The organism is Streptomyces sp. MS06 (assembly GCF_047200655.1).
In the GTDB taxonomy this organism is placed as follows: domain Bacteria; phylum Actinomycetota; class Actinomycetes; order Streptomycetales; family Streptomycetaceae; genus Streptomyces.
On the sequence record NZ_JBJZOJ010000076.1, the window covers coordinates 18519 to 35213 of the forward strand.

Consider the following 16695-nt stretch of genomic DNA (forward strand, 5'->3'; position numbering starts at 1 on the left):
GGACCCCGCGCGCGGCGGCCGGTTCCGGGAGTCCCCGGGGCCGGCCGTCCGCGTTCCCGGCGCGGGCGTCCCCCGCGTCCCGCCGGTGCGGGAGTGCCCGGGGCCGCCGGAGCCGAAGGGGGTTGTGCGGACGGACCGACCTCTTTATAGTCAGAACGACCACTAGTCATGTTGACCATGAAGAAGGCCGCGCAGACGGTCGCGAGGGGGCATGTCCGTGACAGTGCCGCAGGACTACGACAAGCACGCCTACGAGCCGTTCGCCGTCACCGTCGACCTCGCCGTCCTCACCCTCCGCGAGGGCACGCTGCGCGTACTGCTCGTCAGACGGGGACGGGAACCGTTCGCCGGACAATGGGCGCTGCCCGGCGGCTTCGTGCAGCCGGACGAGTCCGCGGAGACCGCCGCCCGGCGCGAACTCGCCGAGGAGACCGGACTGGCCGACCTCTCCGCCCTCCACCTGGAACAGCTCCGCACCTACAGCGATCCCGGCCGGGACCCCCGCCTGCGGGTCGTGTCGGTCGCCTTCGCCGCGCTGCTGCCCGACGCCCCCGAGGCGCAGGCGGGCAGCGACGCCGCCCAGGCCCGCTGGGTTCCGTACGGCGCCGCCGGACCGCTCGCCTTCGACCACGACCGCATCCTGGCCGACGCCCACGACCGCGTCGGCGCCAAGCTGGAGTACACCTGCCTGGCCACCGCCTTCTGCCCGGCCGAGTTCACCCTCGGGGAACTGCAGCGGGTCTACGAAACGGTCTGGGGGACGGCCCTGGACCGACCCAACTTCCGGCGCAAGGTGCTCACCACACCCGGCTTCGTCGACCGGGTGCCCGGTGCCGCCCGACTGACCGGTGGACGCGGCAAACCGGCCGCGCTGTACCGCGCAGGCAGCGCCACCGCCCTGCACCCGCCCCTGCTCCGACCGTCCCGGGAAGGACGCCCCGCATGACCGCCGCCACCCGCAAGCACGCCGCCACCGGCTCCCTGCTGGGCCTCGCCCTCGGCGACGCACTCGGTTTCCCGACCGAGTTCTCCGACGTGCCCTCGATCCTCGCCAAGTGCGGGCCCTGGCGCGAGGCGCAACTGCCCGAACCGGCGATCGTCACCGACGACACCCAGATGACCCTCGCCCTCGGCCGCGGACTGCGCACCGCCATGGACCGGGGCCACCTCGGGCCGAAGAGGCTGGAGCGTCCGGTACGCGAGGAGTTCGTGGACTGGTACCAGTCCCCGGACAACAACCGGGCCCCCGGGCACACCTGTCTGACCGCCTGCGCGCTGCTGAAGGACCCCTCCCGCCCCTGGCAGGACGCCAGCCGGATCCACTCCAAGGGCTGCGGCGCCAACATGCGCGTCGCCCCCCTCGGGCTCGCCCCCGGCCTGACGGACGAGCAGCGCGCGGGCGCCGCCCAGCTCCAGTCCGCGCTCACCCACGGCCACCCGACCGCGCTGGCCGCCTCCGACCTCACCGCCCACGCGGTACGCCTCCTCGCCGAGGGCGCCGACCCGACCGCGCTGGTCGGCCTGCTGCGCTCGTACGCCTACGACAACCGCACCCGCTACCACCACCTCTGGCTCGGCGACCTGTGGACCCGCAGCCAGGACCCCACGCCCGAGCACTTCATCGCCCGCGGCTGGGACGACTGCCTGGCGGTCCTGGAGCGGCTGCGGGACGCCGTGCGGACCACCTCGCCGGAGACCGACCCGTGCCTGGCCACCGGAGCGGGCTGGATCGCCGAGGAGGCCATGGCCACCGGCCTGCTGTGCTTCCTGCTCTTCCCCGACGAGCCGCTGACCGCCCTGCGGCGCGCCGCCTGCAGCAGCGGCGACTCCGACTCCCTCGCCTGCCTGGCCGGCGCCTTCGCTGGTGCCCGTCTCGGCGCGGAGGCCTGGCCGGCAGCCTGGGCCGGCCGCATCGAGTACCGCGACGAACTGCTGGCACTCGGCACGCTGTGGGACGCCTGACCCGGAACTCCCCGGCGGCCCGTCCCGGACGCTCCGCCGCCGGAACGGGCGCCGGAACGGGCGCCGGGACGGCCGGCGGAACGTTCGGGCGCGCCGAGCCCGCCGGACCCCGCACCGCGCGACGCCGCCGGCCGCCGTCCGGCCGCCGTCTCAGGAGGCGGGCGCCGCGCCCCGGCCGCCGCTGGGCTGACTAGGCTGGACGGACGAGGAAGCGCAGTGTGGCAGCAAGGAGCAGCGCCGTGGCGGTACGAGCGGTCCGGGGGGCCGTCCAGCTGGAGACCGACGAGGCCGGGCACATGGACGAGCGGGTCGGGGCGCTGCTCACCGCCGTCCTGGAACGGAACTCCCTCACCGCCGACGACCTGATCAGCATCTGGTTCACGGCCACGCCCGACCTGCACAGCGACTTCCCGGCCGCCGCCGCCCGCAAGCTCGGCATCGTCGACGTGCCGCTCATCTGCGCCCAGGAGATCGCGGTGGCGGGCGCCATGCCGCGCGTCGTCCGCCTGCTGGCGCACATCGAGACCGACAGGCCGCGCGCCGGGATCGACCACGTCTACCTCGGCGCGGCGGCCGCCCTGCGCAAGGACATCGCCCAGTGAGAACCGCACTCGTCATCGGAACCGGACTGATCGGCACCTCCGCCGCCCTCGCCCTGGCCCGGCGCGGCGTCGTCGTGCACCTCGCCGACCACGACCCCGAGCAGGCCCGCACCGCGGCCGCGCTCGGCGCCGGCACGGCCGAGGCGCCCGACGGCCCGGTGGACCTGGCGATCGTCGCCGCGCCGCCCGCCCACGTGTCCGCGGTGCTCGCCGACGCCCTGCGCCGCGGCCTGGCCCGCGGCTACGTCGACGTGGCCAGCGTCAAGGGCGGCCCGCGCCGCGAACTGGCCGAGCTCGGCCTGGACCTGTCGGCATACCTGGGCACCCACCCGATGTCCGGCCGGGAGAAGTCCGGTCCGCTGGCCGCCTCCGGCGACCTGTTCGAGGGCCGCCCCTGGGTGCTGACGCCCACCCGCGACACCGACACGGAGGTGCTCAACCTCGCGCTGGAACTGGTCTCGCACTGCCGCGCGGTGCCGGTCGTCATGGACGCCGACGCCCACGACCGCGCCGTGGCCCTGGTCTCCCACATGCCCCATCTGGTCTCCAGCATGGTCGCCGCCCGGCTGGAGCACGCCGAGGAGGCCGCGGTGCGGCTGTGCGGGCAGGGCATCCGGGACGTGACCCGGATCGCGGCCTCCGACCCCGCCATGTGGATCGACATCCTGTCCGCGAACCCCGGACCGGTCGCCGACCTGCTCACCGACGTCGCCGCCGACCTGGACGAGACGGTGCGCGCCCTGCGCGCCCTGCAGTCCGCCGACGAGTCCAAGCGCCGCGACGGGGCCACCGGCATCGAGGGCGTGCTCCGCCGGGGCAACGCCGGCCAGGTCCGGGTGCCCGGCAAGCACGGCAGCGCCCCGCGGGCCTACGAGGTCGTGGCCGTCCTCATCGACGACCAGCCCGGCCAGCTCGCCCGGATCTTCGCGGACGCCGGACAGGCCGGCGTCAACATCGAGGACGTGCGCATCGAGCACGCCACCGGCCACCAGGCCGGTCTGGTGCAGCTGATGGTGGAGCCGCAGGCGGCACCGGTACTCACCGCCGCGCTCCGGGAGCGGGGCTGGGCGATCCGCCAGTGAGGGACGCGCCCGTCGGACGCCCTCCGGCGAGCCAGTAACCTTGTGCGGGGCGCCTCCGACGGCACCGGTCTCCCGCACCCGGCACCCGGCGCCCCCGCATCTCGCTCACCACCTCGCACCAGGAAGGTGTCCCCCGTGGAAAACGGCGCCGCCCAGCCCGTGATCGTCGCCATCGACGGTCCCTCCGGCACGGGCAAGTCGAGCACGTCCAAGGCCGTCGCCGCGCAGCTCGGCCTGAGCTACCTGGACACCGGAGCCCAGTACCGGGCGATCACCTGGTGGATGGTGAGCAACGGCGTCGACACCGGCGACGCCGACGCGATCGCCGCCGCGGCCGGGAAGCCCGACATCGTCTCCGGCACCGACCCCGACAAGCCGACGATCACCGTGGACGGCGTGGACGTGTCCGGCCCGATCCGCACCCAGGAGGTCACCGCCCGGGTCAGCGCGGTCAGCGCGGTGCCGGAGGTGCGGGCCCGGATCACCGAGCTGCAGCGGACCATAGCGGCGGACGCCGCACGCGGCATCGTCGTCGAGGGCCGCGACATCGGGACGACCGTGCTGCCGGACGCCGACCTGAAGATCTTCCTCACCGCGTCCCCGGAGGCCCGCGCGGCCCGCCGCAGCGGGGAACTGAAGGGCGCCGACGTGCACACCACCCGCGCGGCCCTGCTCAAGCGGGACGCCGCCGACTCCAGCCGGAAGGCCTCGCCGCTGGCCAAGGCCGGCGACGCCGTCGAGGTGGACACCAGCGACCTCACCCTGCCGCAGGTCATCGAGCGCGTCGTCGGCCTGGTCGCGGAGAAGCGGGCCGGGAAGTGACCGCACCGTCACCGAGGGGCGCCGAGGCCGGCCGGCGCATCGGGGTTCCGCTCATGTACGGGCTGTGGCGGCCCCGGGTGCTCGGCGCCTGGCGGATGCCGGCGAGCGGCCCCGCGATCCTCGCGGTCAACCACTCCCACAACGTGGACGGCCCGATGGTCATGGGGGTGGCGCCCCGGCCGGTGCACTTCCTGATCAAGAAGGAGGCGTTCGTCGGCCCGCTGGGCTCCTTCCTGACCGCGATCGGCCAGCTCCAGGTGGACCGGCACAGCGTCGACCGCACCGCGATCACGCAGGCCCTCGACGTCCTCTCGGCCGGCGGTGTCCTCGGCATCTTCCCCGAGGGCACACGCGGCGAGGGCGACTTCGCCTCGCTGCGTGCCGGGCTCGCCTACTTCGCGGTGCGCAGCGGCGCGCCGATCGTGCCGGTCGCGGTCCTGGGAAGCGCCGGGCGCCCGAGCCGGTTGACGAGGGCGCTGCCCCCGCTGCGCTCCCGCATCGACGTCGTCTTCGGCGACCCGTTCGACGCCGTCGAGGGGGTGCGGGGCCCGGACTCCGCCGGCGGCGGCCGGCGGTCGGGCGCCGTGCCCCGCACCCGCAAGGTCCTGGACGAGGCCACCGAGCGGATCCGGAAGCAGCTCACCGCGCACCTGGAGCACGCCGCACGGCTCACCGGCCGCGATGCGGAGCCCGGGGCCTGACGCGCCCGGAAAACGCCGGGCGGCCGGCCGGCCGCTGGGCGACACTGAGGAGTGGACCCGCCGGCCCCGCCGGCCGCTCCACCGATCACCACGAAGGAACGACGAGGTACGGACTTCATGAACGACCACATCGAGCCCGCGGGCTCGGCCGCGCACGAGCACGATCACGGGGCTCTCGGCGACGCCGAGTACGCGGAGTTCATGGAGCTCGCCGCGGAGGAGGGCTTCGACCTCGACGACGTCGAGGGCGCCATCGAGGCGGCCGGCCACGGACCACTGCCCGTCGTCGCCGTCGTCGGCCGCCCCAACGTCGGCAAGTCGACCCTGGTGAACCGGATCATCGGGCGCCGCGAGGCCGTCGTCGAGGACAAGCCCGGAGTCACCCGCGACCGCGTCACCTACGAGGCCGAGTGGGCGGGCCGCCGCTTCAAGGCGGTGGACACCGGCGGCTGGGAGCAGGACGTCTTCGGCATCGACGCGTCCGTGGCCGCGCAGGCCGAGTTCGCGATCGAGGCCGCCGACGCCGTCGTGTTCGTCGTCGACGCCAAGGTCGGCGCGACCGACACCGACGAGGCCGTCGTACGGCTGCTGCGCAAGGCCGGAAAGCCGGTCGTGCTGTGCGCCAACAAGGTCGACGGCCCCAGCGGCGAGGCCGACGCGGCCTACCTGTGGTCGCTGGGCCTCGGCGAGCCGCACCCGGTCTCGGCCCTGCACGGCCGCGGCACCGGCGACATGCTGGACGCCGTCCTGGAGGCGCTGCCGGAGGCGCCGCGCGAGACGTTCGGCGGGCGCGGCGTCGGCGGACCGCGCCGCATCGCCCTGATCGGCCGCCCCAACGTCGGCAAGTCCTCGCTGCTCAACAAGGTGGCCGGCGAGGAGCGCGTGGTGGTGAACGAACTCGCCGGCACCACCCGCGATCCGGTCGACGAGATGATCGAACTCGGCGGCACCGTCTGGCAGTTCGTGGACACCGCGGGTATCCGCAAGCGGGTCCACCTGCAGCAGGGCGCCGACTACTACGCCTCCCTGCGCACCGCGGCCGCCGTGGAGAAGGCGGAGGTGGCCGTCGTCCTGATCGACGCCGCCGACTCCATCTCCGTGCAGGACCAGCGCATCCTCACCATGGCGGTGGAGGCGGGCCGGGCCCTCGTCATCGCCTACAACAAGTGGGACAGCCTCGACGAGGAGCGCCGCTACTACCTGGAGCGCGAGATCGAGACCGAGATGGCCCAGGTCGCCTGGGCCCCGCGGGTCAACGTCTCGGCCCGCACCGGCCGGCACATGGAGAAGCTGGTCCCGGCGATCGAGACGGCGCTCGCCGGCTGGGAGACGCGGGTGCCGACCGGCCGGCTGAACGCCTTCCTCGGCGAACTGGTCGCCGCCCACCCGCACCCCGTCCGGGGCGGCAAGCAGCCCCGCATCCTCTTCGGCACCCAGGCCGGCACCAGGCCGCCGCGGTTCGTGCTGTTCGCCTCCGGTTTCATCGAGGCGGGCTACCGGCGCTTCGTCGAGCGCCGGCTGCGCGAGGAGTTCGGCTTCGAGGGGACCCCGATCCACATCTCCGTGCGGGTGCGCGAGAAGCGCGGCGCGAAGAAGAGGTAGCGGCTTTGCCGGGGTGGGCCGGCCGGTGCCCCGGGCCACCGGCGGGCGCCCCGGCCCGACGGCACCGCGAAGGGCGGCCCCGGCAACCGGGGCCGCCCTTCGCAGTGCCGTCAGACGCCCGAGCTGCGGCCCGGCGGCAGCGCCGCCGGCAGCGGCTGCACGCGCGCGGACTGCGGCCCGACGTGGCCCAGTCGCTGCCCCTGCGCCTGCTGGCGCGCGCTGTAGGCCCCCGCGCTGTAGGCGCTGTAGGCGCCGGTGGAGGCCGCTCCGCCGTACCCGAACGGACGGTGGGCGCGGCTCCCGAAGGCGCTGAACTCCAGTTCCTCCTCCCCGCTGCGGTCACCCGGCAGCGAGCGGAAGGACCGGACGTACTCGGCGTAGAGCGCGTCGTAGATCGGCGTGGCCGAGGGGCCGCTCAGCGGCCTCGGGGCGAGGCCCTGGCGGCGGGGAACGTCGTAGGTGTACACGTACGTCCAAACGATCCGGTGGGGAAAGGGATGCGGCCGTGCCGATCTCCCCGGGGACGGTGCGGGGAGCCGCGGGACGGCGCGGGCGCGCCGCAGGTGCGTCGGCCGTCCCGGTGCCCCCGGGCGCTCAGGTCCCGGCCAGCGGCAGCGCCGCGGCGACGAGCTGGCCGTTCGCCGCCGCCTTGTCCAGTGCGTCGCGCAGCAGGTCCTCCCGCGGCTGGCGCCCGATGGACCCCACCGGTGCCGCGAACATCAGCACCTGCTGGTGCTTGTTGGCGGCCGCCCGCCAGCCCTCGGTGACCTGGAGCGGCTGGTGCGCCTGCCACCAGGCGACCGGCTGCCCGCCGTCGGCGCCCGGCTGGAGCACCGCGTGCAGCTGCCCCACCGCGAGCAGCACCGACCAGCCGTGCAGCACCGGAGGTACGGCGGCCACTTCGGAAAGCGGCATGAAGCCCTGCTCGATGAGGAGCGGCAGGAAGTCGTCGCCGGTGCCGGTGCTGCCGGGACGGACGACCGGCGCCGTCGGCTCGACGACCAGGGCGGGGTGCAACTCCCCGGCGATCAGGACCAGTCCGCTGGTGACGCCGAGTACGGCCTGCTCCGGCACCGCCTTCTCGGGGTCGCCTCCGGTGGCGGAGGCGCCGAGGTCCCCGCCGATGGAGCGGACCGCGCCCTGCAGCTGCTCCTCGGTGACCTGGACGACCTGCGAGGGCAGGCAGCCGGCGTGGGCGAAGGCGAGCACCGCGGTCTCGTCACCGATGAACAGGACGGTGCTGGTGGGCTCCTGGGTGGAGTCACCGGGGGTGCGGCAGGAGGTGCAGTCGTAGGTGCCGGGGGCGTTGTCCCCGGTGAGCAGCCGGTCGGCTTCTTCGTCGCCGATCTCGGCGCGTACGTCGTCGCTGACGTCGAGCATGCGCGGCACGGGTGGCTCCCTCGGGATGTGTTCGTGGCCGGGCCGGGAGGCTCCCGGCTCCGCGGTCGGGGTGGGGTCCCCGGCCCATGAAGAACACAACGGGCGTCTGTGGCGGGAGTCACGCCCCGGCGAGCACGGAGGCGAAGGTGTCGACGCAGAGGGTCACTCCTGCGCCGGAATCGGTCACTCCTTGTCAGAAGTCGGACAGCGAGGGCAAGTTGGTCGGGTGAGGTGGCTCACAGCACATGACGGGGGATGGTCGACGAATGCGCATATACCGCCATGTAGTGGGTGGCCTGATTTCGCCGCTACCTGAGGTAACAATGAACTGGCCTGGAGCGACGGGGAACCGGTTGATGCCGGATCGCCCCGCTCCCTAGATTCCTCGGCCGTGTGCAGCGAGCATCGCTCGGGTACGTCCGCCGACCGCACCACGGCCGGCTCGGAGCAGCACGGCCTCCGGCGGACGGGGCGAGCGCGGCTCCCGCGTCCCATGCGCGGGAACGGCGTTCCGTCCTGGGGGATCCCGGGTCCTGCGAGAGGGATGTAGATGTCCGAATGTGCCGATAACAACCGCGACCACGCACGGCCGACCCGTCGGCCCGGTCAGGTCCGTACGACGGCGGTACTCGCCGGGGCGGCGCTTCTCGCCCCCCTCGGCCTGCTCGCCGCGGCCGGCGGCGCCGCGGCTGCGGACGGCGGCGTGTGGGACCGCATCGCCCGGTGCGAGAGCGGCGGCAACTGGCACATCAACACCGGCAACGGCTACTACGGCGGACTCCAGTTCGCCGCCGGCACCTGGCGCGCGTACGGCGGCACCGCCTACGCGCCGACCGCCGACCGCGCCTCCAGGGCGCAGCAGATCGCCGTCGCCACCAGGGTCCAGCACGCACAGGGCTGGGGCGCCTGGCCGGTCTGCGCGGCCCGCGCCGGAGCGGGCGGCAGCGCCCCCGCCGCGCCCGCCGCCGGCACGCCCGACCCGTCGGCGAAGGCCGACCCGTCCGCCGAGAGGCACCCGTCCGCCGAGAGGCACCCGTCCGCGAAGGGCCTGAAGTCGAAGTCGCCGGACCGGTCGACCGGCCACACCGACCGCGGCGCCTCCCGAGGCGACTACACCGTCCGCCGGGGTGACACGCTCAGCGGCATCGCCGCCGGCCACGCGACGACCTGGCAGCGGATCTACGCCGCCAACCGGGAGGTCATCGGCGGCGACCCCGATCTGATCGTGCCCGGGCAGCGCCTCGTGCTCTGAGCCGCCGCCGGCCCACCGACCGCCCCCGCCCCGCCCGGTCCGCCGACCGGGTGGGGCGGGGGCGGTCCGGCACTCCCGCACCCGGCGCTGCTGCCCCACGTCCGGTCGGCCCCCTCCCGCCGCCCCGCCCCGCCCCGCCCCGTCCCTCCCTCCCGCCGCCTCCCGTGCCTCCGTTGTCCCGCCGTCCCCGTACCGCCGTCTCTCCGCAGGAATGCCCGGGGCGCCGTTCCGTACCGGATGCGGTGCGCCACCCGCCCGCGTCTGACGGGTCCACGTCTCCGCCGTCCACGTCTCACCCGTCCGCGGCTCCGCCGTTCCGGGCCGTCCGGTGCGCCAACTCGTGCGCCTCACCGCCGAACACGACCCGGCCCCTGCGCAACTCGTACACCAGCACCGCCCGGTCCCGCGGGACCGGGGGCAGCCGCTGCTCGGCGACGACCACGCAGGCGTCGAGCGAGCCCAGCAGCGCGTAGGTGCGGGCCGCCACGGCGGGCGACATGCCCTGCGCCGGTTCGTCGGCCAGCATCACCCGCGGGCGGGCCGACAGCGCGCGCGCCAGGGCGAGCATGCGCTGCTCTCCGCCGGAGAGGGTGCCCGCCCGCCGGGACAGCAGCGGACGCAGCTCCGGGAAGGCCTCGAGGGCCGAGGACTCCTCCGGGGCGGCCAGTTCGAGGTTCTCCCGCACGGTGAGCGACCCGAACACCGCCTGCCGCTCCGGCACCAGGCGCAGCCCCCGGCGGGCCCGCTCGTAGGCCGGAACACGGGTGACCTCGGAGCCGTCCCACACCACCGACCCCTCGGACAGCGGCACGAGACCGGCCAGCGCGCGCAGGGCGGTGGTGCGGCCCGAGCCGTTGCGGCCCAGCAGCACGGTGAGGCCCGGCCCGGGTGCGGCGAGGGTGACACCGTGCAGTGCCTCGAGCGGGCCGTAGCGCACCCGGGCCCGCCGCAGGGAGATGAGCGTCCCGGTGGTCACGGTGCGGCGTCCTCCCGGTCGGTGAGGGAGCCGGAGGCGTCCAGGACGCTGCCCGGCGGACCGGAGGCGACGATCCGGCCCGCCGTCAGCACGTGCACCACGTCGGCGAGATCGGCGACCAGGTCGAGATCGTGCTCGACGACGAGCAGGGCGGTCCCCTCGGCGGCCAGGGCCCGCAGGACGCCGGCCAGCGCGGTCACCTCGGCGCTGTCCAGTCCGGCGGCCGGCTCGTCGAGCAGCAGCACGAACGGGTCGCCCGCCACGGCGCGGGCCAGCTCGACGCGGCGCAGCGTCCCGGTGGGCAGGTCGGCGGCGGGCCGCGACCGCACGGGGCCGTCGAGCCCGAGCAGCCGCAGCGCCCGCTCCACCGCCTCCGGGTCCGTCACCCGCCCGTGCTCGGCGCCCACCCGGACGTTGTCCGCCACGGTCAGGGTCGGGAACACCGCCAGTTGCTGGAAGGTCCGGGCGATCCCCAGCCGGGTCCGGGCGTGCGCCGGCATCCGCGTGATGTCCCGCCCCCGGAACAGGACCTGGCCGTGAGCCGGCCGGAGGGTGCCGGCAAGGCAGTGGAACAGCGTGCTCTTCCCCGCCCCGTTGGGCCCCACGACGGCGCTGACCCGCCCGCGCGGCACCTCGAGGTCCACCTCGTCGAGGGCGGTGAACCCCCCGTAGCGGGCGCGGAGCCGGCGGGCGGCGAGGACGGGCGGACCGGCGCCCCCCGCCCGGGGGGCCGGCCGCCGTGCGGCCGCAGCCGCAGCCCGGCCGTCCCGGGAGACCCCCGTTCCGGCGGTCCCGCGGCGGTCCGCGGCCGGGGCGACACCCCCGGCCGCACCGGCCGCACCGGCCGCACTGGCAGCGCCGCCCGCCGCGCCCGCCGCGCCCGCCGCGCCCGCCGCGCCTGCCGGGCCTGCCGGGCCTGCCGGGCCTGCCGGGCCTGCCGCGCCCGCCGGGCCTGCCGCGCCTGCCGCGCCCGCCACGCCTGCCGCGGCAGCCGCCTGCGCCCCGTCCGGGCCGGTGGTCCGGGCGCCGGACCGCATCGCCGCCGTACGGACCCGGGCGCCGACCCGCACGCCCAGGGGCGTCAGGGTCGCGCTCCGCGGCGGCCGCAGCCGCGCCGCGGCCGTGCGCAGCGCCTGGAAGGGGCCCTCCGGGAACCTGCCGACCAGGACCGCCAGGACGCCGACCAGCGCAGCCGCCATCCCGCCGCGCGCCCCCGCGTCCAGGCCCACCAGCAGGGCCGCCGCGAGCAGCGCGCCGAGCGCGCTGTCCGCGCCCAGCACCACGACCGCGGCGAACCACAGCAGCCCGCGCACCGGGTCGAAGGAGCCCGGGTCGAAGGCACGCAGCCCCATCCCCAGCAGGCCGCCGCCCAGGGCGGCCAGCGCCGCCCCCGAGACGAAGGCCAGCAGCTTGAGCGAGGGCACCCGCACACCGGCCGCCGCCGCGCCCGGCTCGTGGTCCCGCATCGCGGCCAGCGCGCGCCCGGTACGGCCCCGGCGCAGTGCGCGCGCCGCCAGCAGCGCGGCAGCCAGCAGCACCAGCTCCAGGACGTAGAAGGGGCGGTCGCCCTCGAAACCCGTCGGGCGGCCGAGGGACAGCCCGGCCGTGGCGTACGGCTGGTCGAAGACGAAACGGCTGACGCCGACGCCCACCGCGAAGGTCGCCAGAGCCAGCGCGAGCCCCCGGCGGCCGATCGCGGGCCAGCCGGTCAGCACCCCGAGCGGCGCCACCAGCACCACCGCCACCGCCAGCGCCGCCAGCAGCGGCAGCCGGGGCAGGCCGGGAAAGCGGCCGGCCGCGAGGAGCGCCGTGAACAGGGCGCCCAGCCCCGCGTACGCCGCCTGCCCCAGGGAGATCTGGCCGCCGCGCCCGGTCACCACCACCAGCGACAGCAGCACCACGCCCAGCGCCGGCACCTGCACCGCGGTGTGCAGGTCGGGACCGGCCAGACCGAGCGGGAGCAGGAACAGCACCACCGCGACGACGCCCGCGCCGTGCGGGACCGGCACCCGTGCGGCGGCCGGGCGGGGCAGTGCGTCCCGCGCGCCGACACCGGGCAGCACCAGCGCCGCGACCAGCAGCGCGAGCACGAAAAGGTTCGCCCCGACCGCCTCCACCAGGGGCTGCGCCCAGCCCGTGGGATGCAGCCGGGTGAGCTGGCTCTGCGCCACCCCGACGGCGAGGGCGACCGCCACCGCGACCGGCAGGCTGCGCATCCGCGCCGCGACCGCGACCGCGATCACCTCCATGACCAGCAGCGGCAGACCGTACGGGTCCAGGCGTACGTACGGGGCGAGCAGCACGCCGGTCAGCCCCGCCGTGAAGGTGCCGAACGCCCAGCCCGCCGCGGCTACCCGGTCCGCGTCGACGCCGCCCAGCACGGCCAGCCGCCGGTCGTCGACGACGGCCCGCAGCTCCCGCCCGAAGCCGGTGAAGCGGATCACCGCGGTCACTCCGGCGGCGAGTGCCAGTGCGACCGCCAGGGGCCCCCACGGCCCCGACGGCACCAGGTCCGGCGCGTCGTCCCGGGCCCCCTGCCCCCACACCAGCGCCGCCCCGCCCACCAGCAGCACGAACACCCCGATCGAGGCCACCAGGGTCTGCGCCGGTCCGCCGCCCGGTCCCGCCAGCGGACGGAACACGAGCCGTTCCAGTACCACGCCGATGCCCGGCGCCAGCACCAGCAGCACCACGACCGCGGCCGTCCAGCGCGGCCAGCCCCACACCACCACGCACTGCCGCAGCGCGTACGCGCACACCATCGCGATCGCGCCGTGCGCGAAGTTCAGCACCCCGGTCGCCCGGTACGTCACCACGAGGCCGATGCCGGTGAGTGCGGCGGCGCTGCCCACCGACAGACCGGCCAGCGTCAGGTCGTACGTGAGCGAGGACATCAGCCGCCTTCCTCCGCCGGGCGGCAGACCGGGCACGGACCCAGCCCGCCGTCCGCCGGCGGTGCGGCGTCCAGCGGCACCGCCTCCGCCTTCCCGGCGACCAGCGGGCAGTCGGCGCGGTGCCACAGCGTGCCGCCCGGCACGGTCCGCAGCTCCCCGCTGACCGCGATCGGCCCCGGTTCCGGCGTGCCGGTCTCCCGACGCCCCTCCGGCTCCTCGACCGCCAGCAGGTCGTACAGCTCCTCCACCCGCGCGGCGGCGGCCTCCGCCCGGCCGTGGGTGAGCAGCACCGCCCCGGCGACGATCAGCGCGGCGCCGGGGATCGTGCAGGAGGCCAGGTAGGGAAGCTGGCGCTCGGCGTACCGCTCACCCGAGACGCCGTACCAGCCGATGACGCACAGCACCGCGCCGGCCGCGAGCGCGGCCCATCCCGCCCACAGCGCCGGGTGCACGGTCCGCAGCCGGTCGGGTGTCCTCATCGCGGCTCCCACGCCTCGTGCGCCGGCGGCCCGCCCGAGCCGGCCGGCGGAGTTGCACTATGCCTTCCGTGAGCCGACCCTTAAAGCACCGGGCGGACAGGGCCCGGACCGACATCCGGTGGTGAGCCAGATGGTTCTCGGTAGCGACCTCAATCGGGGGAACGGACGGCGGGGGCACGGGCGACGAGGGCGCGTCCCCCGGACGGTGGGGCGGGGTACCGCGTTCGCGGCCGCCCTCGCTCTCATTGTCGCCCCTGTCGTCACGGCGTGCAGCGACAGCGGAGGCGGCTCCTCCGCGTCCCCCTCGTCGACCAGCCCCACCGCGACCGGGGCGACGGCGCCCGCGGACCTCGCGGCGGCCGAGCAGCAGGTCAAGAAGGACTGGCAGACCTTCTTCGACCCGGCCAGCTCCCTCCAGCAGAAGCAGGACGTGCTGGAGAACGGCGACCGGATGGCCCCTGTCCTGCAGGCCTTCAGCGGCGACCAGCGCGGCGGCCAGGTGCAGGCGAACGTGACGGCGGTCGAGTTCACCTCGCCCACCCAGGCGACCGTCACCTACGACCTCACCCTCAACGGCGCCACCGCCCTGCCGAACGCCTCGGGGACGGCGGTCCTGCAGGACGGCACCTGGAAGGTGTCCGCCAGCACGCTGTGCGCGCTGGTCGCGATGAGCGGAAATGCCTCCGCGTCGGCGCTTCCGGGCTGCTGAGGCCGCCGCGGCGGCGCTGCTGACCCTGCTGGCCGCGGCCTGCGGCAGCCGGCTGCCGGAGAGCGACTTCACCCACGCCGCCCGGACCGGGGGGTCCGGCTCGGCGGAGCCGATCCGGGTCGGCATCATCACCAGCGCCACCAGCCCGGTCGGCGGGGACGCCTTCACCGGTCCGCGGGACGGCGCCAAGGCCTACTTCGACCGGCTCGACGCACACGGCGGCATCGACGGGCGCCGGGTCGAGGTGCACCAGTGCGACGACGGCGGCAGCGGCGTCGGCAACAACGCCTGCGTCCACCGGCTGGTCGACGAGGACCGGGTCGTCGCCCTGGTCGCCACCACCGCGCTGGACTACGCCGGGGCGCCCCGCGTCTCCCGCGCGGGCGTGCCGGACGTGGGCGGCCAGCCCATCGGCGCCGCCTACGACACCTGGCCGCACCTGTACGGCATCCACGGCAGCTCGGCGCCCCGCGACGGCACCCCCGGCTGGAACGGCAAGCTGTACGGCGGCACCGAGGTCTATCGCTACTTCAAGCGCGAGCAGGGCGCCCGCACGGCCGCGGTCGTCTCGTACAACCAGGCCGCCTCCACGTCCTACGCCCGGTTCGTCGAACGGGGCCTGAAGGCCGAGGGCTACCGGGTCGTCCCCGAGCAGCTCGACTTCGCGCTGCCCAACTTCCGCGCCGCCGCGGCGGATCTGAAGAACCAGGGCGCCGACCTGGTCTTCGACGCCCTCGACACGCACGGCAACGCCCGGCTGTGCAAGGCGATGGACGCGGTCGGGGCGCACGTCACGGCCAAGGTGACGAACGTGCAGAACTGGACCTCCACCGTCCCCGAGGACTACCGGGACAGCCCGCGGTGCCGCAACGCCCTGTGGGTGACCGGATCCAGCCGGAACTACGAGGACACCGGCAACGCGGCGGTGCGCGCCTTCCGGGACGCCACCGCGGGCCTGCCGACGCACTCGCAGTGGCAGCTCGAGGGCTGGGCGGCCGCCATGTGGTTCACCGACGCGGCCGAGCACTGCGCGAAGAGCGGCGGCGTCACCCGCGCGTGCGTGGACCGCTTCGTGGGCGGCAGCCGCGACTTCACCGCCGACGGACTGCTGCTGCCGGTCTCCTTCGCCAGCCGGCCCGACCCGCCGACCACCGCCCGGGCCTGCCTGTCGGTGGCCCGCTGGCGGGACGGCACCGGCTGGGTCAGCCAGGGGGACATGAACCGCACCTGCTTCGTCGTGCCGGAGCTGCCGTACGAGCCGTGACCGGCGTTGCGCCAGACTGGGGCCATGCTGGAGACCTCGGCACGACTGCTGCGCCTGCTCTCGCTCCTCCAGGCCCACCGCGAGTGGTCCGGAGCGGCACTGGCGGAACGACTCGGTGTCACCCCGCGGACCGTGCGCCGGGACGTGGAGCGGCTGCGCGAGCTGGGCTACCCGGTCGACGCCAGCCCGGGCACCGGGGGCGGCTACCGGCTGGGCGCGGGCGCGCAACTCCCGCCCCTGCTGCTCGACGACGACGAGGCGGTCGCCGTCGCGGTCGGCCTGCGCGGCGCCGCCGGGCGGGGCGTCGAGGGCATCGGCGAGAGCTCGGTGCGGGCCCTCGCCAAGCTGGAGCAGGTGCTGCCGCACCGGCTGCGCCGGCGGGTGGGCGCGCTGACCGCCTTCACGGTGCCGGTGCTGCGCGGTCCGCAGCTCTCCGCGGCCGACCCGGCCGTCCTGACCGAACTGGCCTGCCTGTGCCGGGACGCGGAGCTGCTGCGCTTCCGGTACCGCACCCACGACGGCACGTCGAGCCGCCGCACGGTCGAGCCGCACCGCCTGGTCTGCACCGAGCGCCGCTGGTACCTGGTCGCCTGGGACCTGGAGCGGCAGGACTGGCGCACCTTCCGGGTCGACCGCGTCACCCCGCTGCCACCGCACGGCCCGCGTTTCACCCCGCGCACCCCGCCCGCCGACGACCTCGCCGCCTACGTCTCGCAGGGCGTCTCCACCCGGGCATACGCCTCCCGTGCCGCCGTGCGGCTGCTGGTGCCGCTCGCTCGGGCGGCCGAGCGGATCTCCCCCTCGGACGGGACGCTGGAGGCCGACGGCCCCGAGGCCTGCGTGCTGCGCACCGGGGCCGCGGGACTGGACGCGATGGTGGTGCACGTGATGATGACGGGCCTTCCCTTCGAGGTGCTGGAGCCCGCCGAGCTGATCGACGCGATCAGGGCCGCCCGGGACCGACTGGACG

The 16695-nt window shown here is 75.8% G+C and carries 16 protein-coding genes; 11 read left to right on the forward strand and 5 right to left on the reverse strand.

Translation table 11 applies throughout. The features are described from left to right. Positions 1 to 211: 211 nt before the first annotated feature. From ACL02U_RS29305 to der, 7 genes are all read left to right on the forward strand, one after another. On the forward strand, positions 212 to 946 hold the full coding sequence (locus ACL02U_RS29305) for an NUDIX hydrolase (protein ID WP_412794002.1): 735 nt from the start codon (positions 212 to 214) through the stop codon (positions 944 to 946). Then, positions 943 to 1962 (forward strand): ADP-ribosylglycohydrolase family protein, encoded by a 1020-nt coding sequence (locus tag ACL02U_RS29310; protein WP_412794003.1) that lies wholly within the window; start codon positions 943 to 945, stop codon positions 1960 to 1962. The genes ACL02U_RS29305 and ACL02U_RS29310 overlap by 4 nt, the downstream gene beginning before the upstream one ends. A gap of 239 nt (positions 1963 to 2201) precedes the next feature. After that, positions 2202 to 2564, forward strand: coding sequence for a chorismate mutase (gene aroH, locus ACL02U_RS29315; protein ID WP_412794004.1), 363 nt, complete (start codon positions 2202 to 2204; stop codon positions 2562 to 2564). Next, a complete protein-coding gene (locus ACL02U_RS29320) occupies positions 2561 to 3646 on the forward strand; it encodes a prephenate dehydrogenase (RefSeq protein ID WP_412794005.1) in 1086 nt (361 codons plus the stop codon). Before aroH ends, ACL02U_RS29320 begins: the two co-directional genes overlap by 4 nt. 135 nt (positions 3647 to 3781) lie before the next feature. After that, on the forward strand, positions 3782 to 4468 hold the full coding sequence (gene cmk / locus ACL02U_RS29325; RefSeq protein ID WP_412794006.1) for a (d)CMP kinase: 687 nt from the start codon (positions 3782 to 3784) through the stop codon (positions 4466 to 4468). Positions 4469 to 4521: 53 nt separating this feature from the next. Beyond that, complete coding sequence (locus tag ACL02U_RS29330; RefSeq protein WP_412794018.1) at positions 4522 to 5169, forward strand: lysophospholipid acyltransferase family protein; 648 nt, start codon at positions 4522 to 4524, stop codon at positions 5167 to 5169. Positions 5170 to 5286: 117 nt separating this feature from the next. Then, positions 5287 to 6771 (forward strand): ribosome biogenesis GTPase Der, encoded by a 1485-nt coding sequence (gene der / locus ACL02U_RS29335; RefSeq protein WP_412794007.1) that lies wholly within the window; start codon positions 5287 to 5289, stop codon positions 6769 to 6771. A 110-nt stretch (positions 6772 to 6881) separates the two neighbouring features. Here der and ACL02U_RS29340 read toward each other — a convergent pair whose 3' ends face one another. Then, positions 6882 to 7238: a hypothetical protein gene (locus ACL02U_RS29340; RefSeq protein ID WP_412794008.1), complete on the reverse strand. Its 357-nt coding sequence runs from the start codon at positions 7236 to 7238 to the stop codon at positions 6882 to 6884. Positions 7239 to 7365: 127 nt separating this feature from the next. Beyond that, entirely contained in the window at positions 7366 to 8160 is a 795-nt protein-coding gene (locus ACL02U_RS29345) for a hypothetical protein (protein WP_412794009.1), read from the reverse strand. A gap of 541 nt (positions 8161 to 8701) precedes the next feature. Between ACL02U_RS29345 and ACL02U_RS29350 the strand changes: the two genes are divergently transcribed. Beyond that, entirely contained in the window at positions 8702 to 9403 is a 702-nt protein-coding gene (locus ACL02U_RS29350; RefSeq protein WP_412794010.1) for a transglycosylase family protein, read from the forward strand. Positions 9404 to 9695: 292 nt separating this feature from the next. Here ACL02U_RS29350 and ACL02U_RS29355 read toward each other — a convergent pair whose 3' ends face one another. The 3 genes from ACL02U_RS29355 to ACL02U_RS29365 are packed head-to-tail and all read right to left on the reverse strand — an operon-like array spanning position 9696 to position 13752. Then, positions 9696 to 10379 (reverse strand): ABC transporter ATP-binding protein, encoded by a 684-nt coding sequence (locus ACL02U_RS29355; protein ID WP_412794011.1) that lies wholly within the window; start codon positions 10377 to 10379, stop codon positions 9696 to 9698. Beyond that, positions 10376 to 13273: an ABC transporter permease subunit gene (locus ACL02U_RS29360; protein WP_412794012.1), complete on the reverse strand. Its 2898-nt coding sequence runs from the start codon at positions 13271 to 13273 to the stop codon at positions 10376 to 10378. The genes ACL02U_RS29355 and ACL02U_RS29360 overlap by 4 nt, the downstream gene beginning before the upstream one ends. Further along, entirely contained in the window at positions 13273 to 13752 is a 480-nt protein-coding gene (locus ACL02U_RS29365) for a hypothetical protein (protein WP_412794013.1), read from the reverse strand. Before ACL02U_RS29365 ends, ACL02U_RS29360 begins: the two co-directional genes overlap by 1 nt. 118 nt (positions 13753 to 13870) lie before the next feature. Between ACL02U_RS29365 and ACL02U_RS29370 the strand changes: the two genes are divergently transcribed. The 3 genes from ACL02U_RS29370 to ACL02U_RS29380 form a co-directional block, all read left to right on the forward strand. Next, a complete protein-coding gene (locus tag ACL02U_RS29370) occupies positions 13871 to 14461 on the forward strand; it encodes a hypothetical protein (RefSeq protein WP_412794014.1) in 591 nt (196 codons plus the stop codon). Then, on the forward strand, positions 14430 to 15725 hold the full coding sequence (locus ACL02U_RS29375) for an ABC transporter substrate-binding protein (RefSeq protein ID WP_412794015.1): 1296 nt from the start codon (positions 14430 to 14432) through the stop codon (positions 15723 to 15725). Before ACL02U_RS29370 ends, ACL02U_RS29375 begins: the two co-directional genes overlap by 32 nt. Before the next feature lie 24 nt (positions 15726 to 15749). Continuing rightward, positions 15750 to 16695, forward strand: a 946-nt coding sequence (locus ACL02U_RS29380) for a helix-turn-helix transcriptional regulator (protein WP_412794016.1), incomplete at its 3' end; no start/stop codon positions are given.

Coding starts and splice junctions, on each gene's coding strand:
- ACL02U_RS29305 (WP_412794002.1), top strand. CDS start 212: ATGTCCGTGACAGTGCCGCAGGACTACGACAAGCACGCCTACGAGCCG.
- ACL02U_RS29310 (WP_412794003.1), top strand. CDS start 943: ATGACCGCCGCCACCCGCAAGCACGCCGCCACCGGCTCCCTGCTGGGC.
- ACL02U_RS29330 (WP_412794018.1), top strand. CDS start 4,522: ATGTACGGGCTGTGGCGGCCCCGGGTGCTCGGCGCCTGGCGGATGCCG.
- der (WP_412794007.1), top strand. CDS start 5,287: ATGAACGACCACATCGAGCCCGCGGGCTCGGCCGCGCACGAGCACGAT.
- ACL02U_RS29350 (WP_412794010.1), top strand. CDS start 8,702: ATGTCCGAATGTGCCGATAACAACCGCGACCACGCACGGCCGACCCGT.
- ACL02U_RS29360 (WP_412794012.1), bottom strand. CDS start 13,273: ATGTCCTCGCTCACGTACGACCTGACGCTGGCCGGTCTGTCGGTGGGC.
- ACL02U_RS29365 (WP_412794013.1), bottom strand. CDS start 13,752: ATGAGGACACCCGACCGGCTGCGGACCGTGCACCCGGCGCTGTGGGCG.
- ACL02U_RS29375 (WP_412794015.1), top strand. CDS start 14,430: ATGCCTCCGCGTCGGCGCTTCCGGGCTGCTGAGGCCGCCGCGGCGGCG.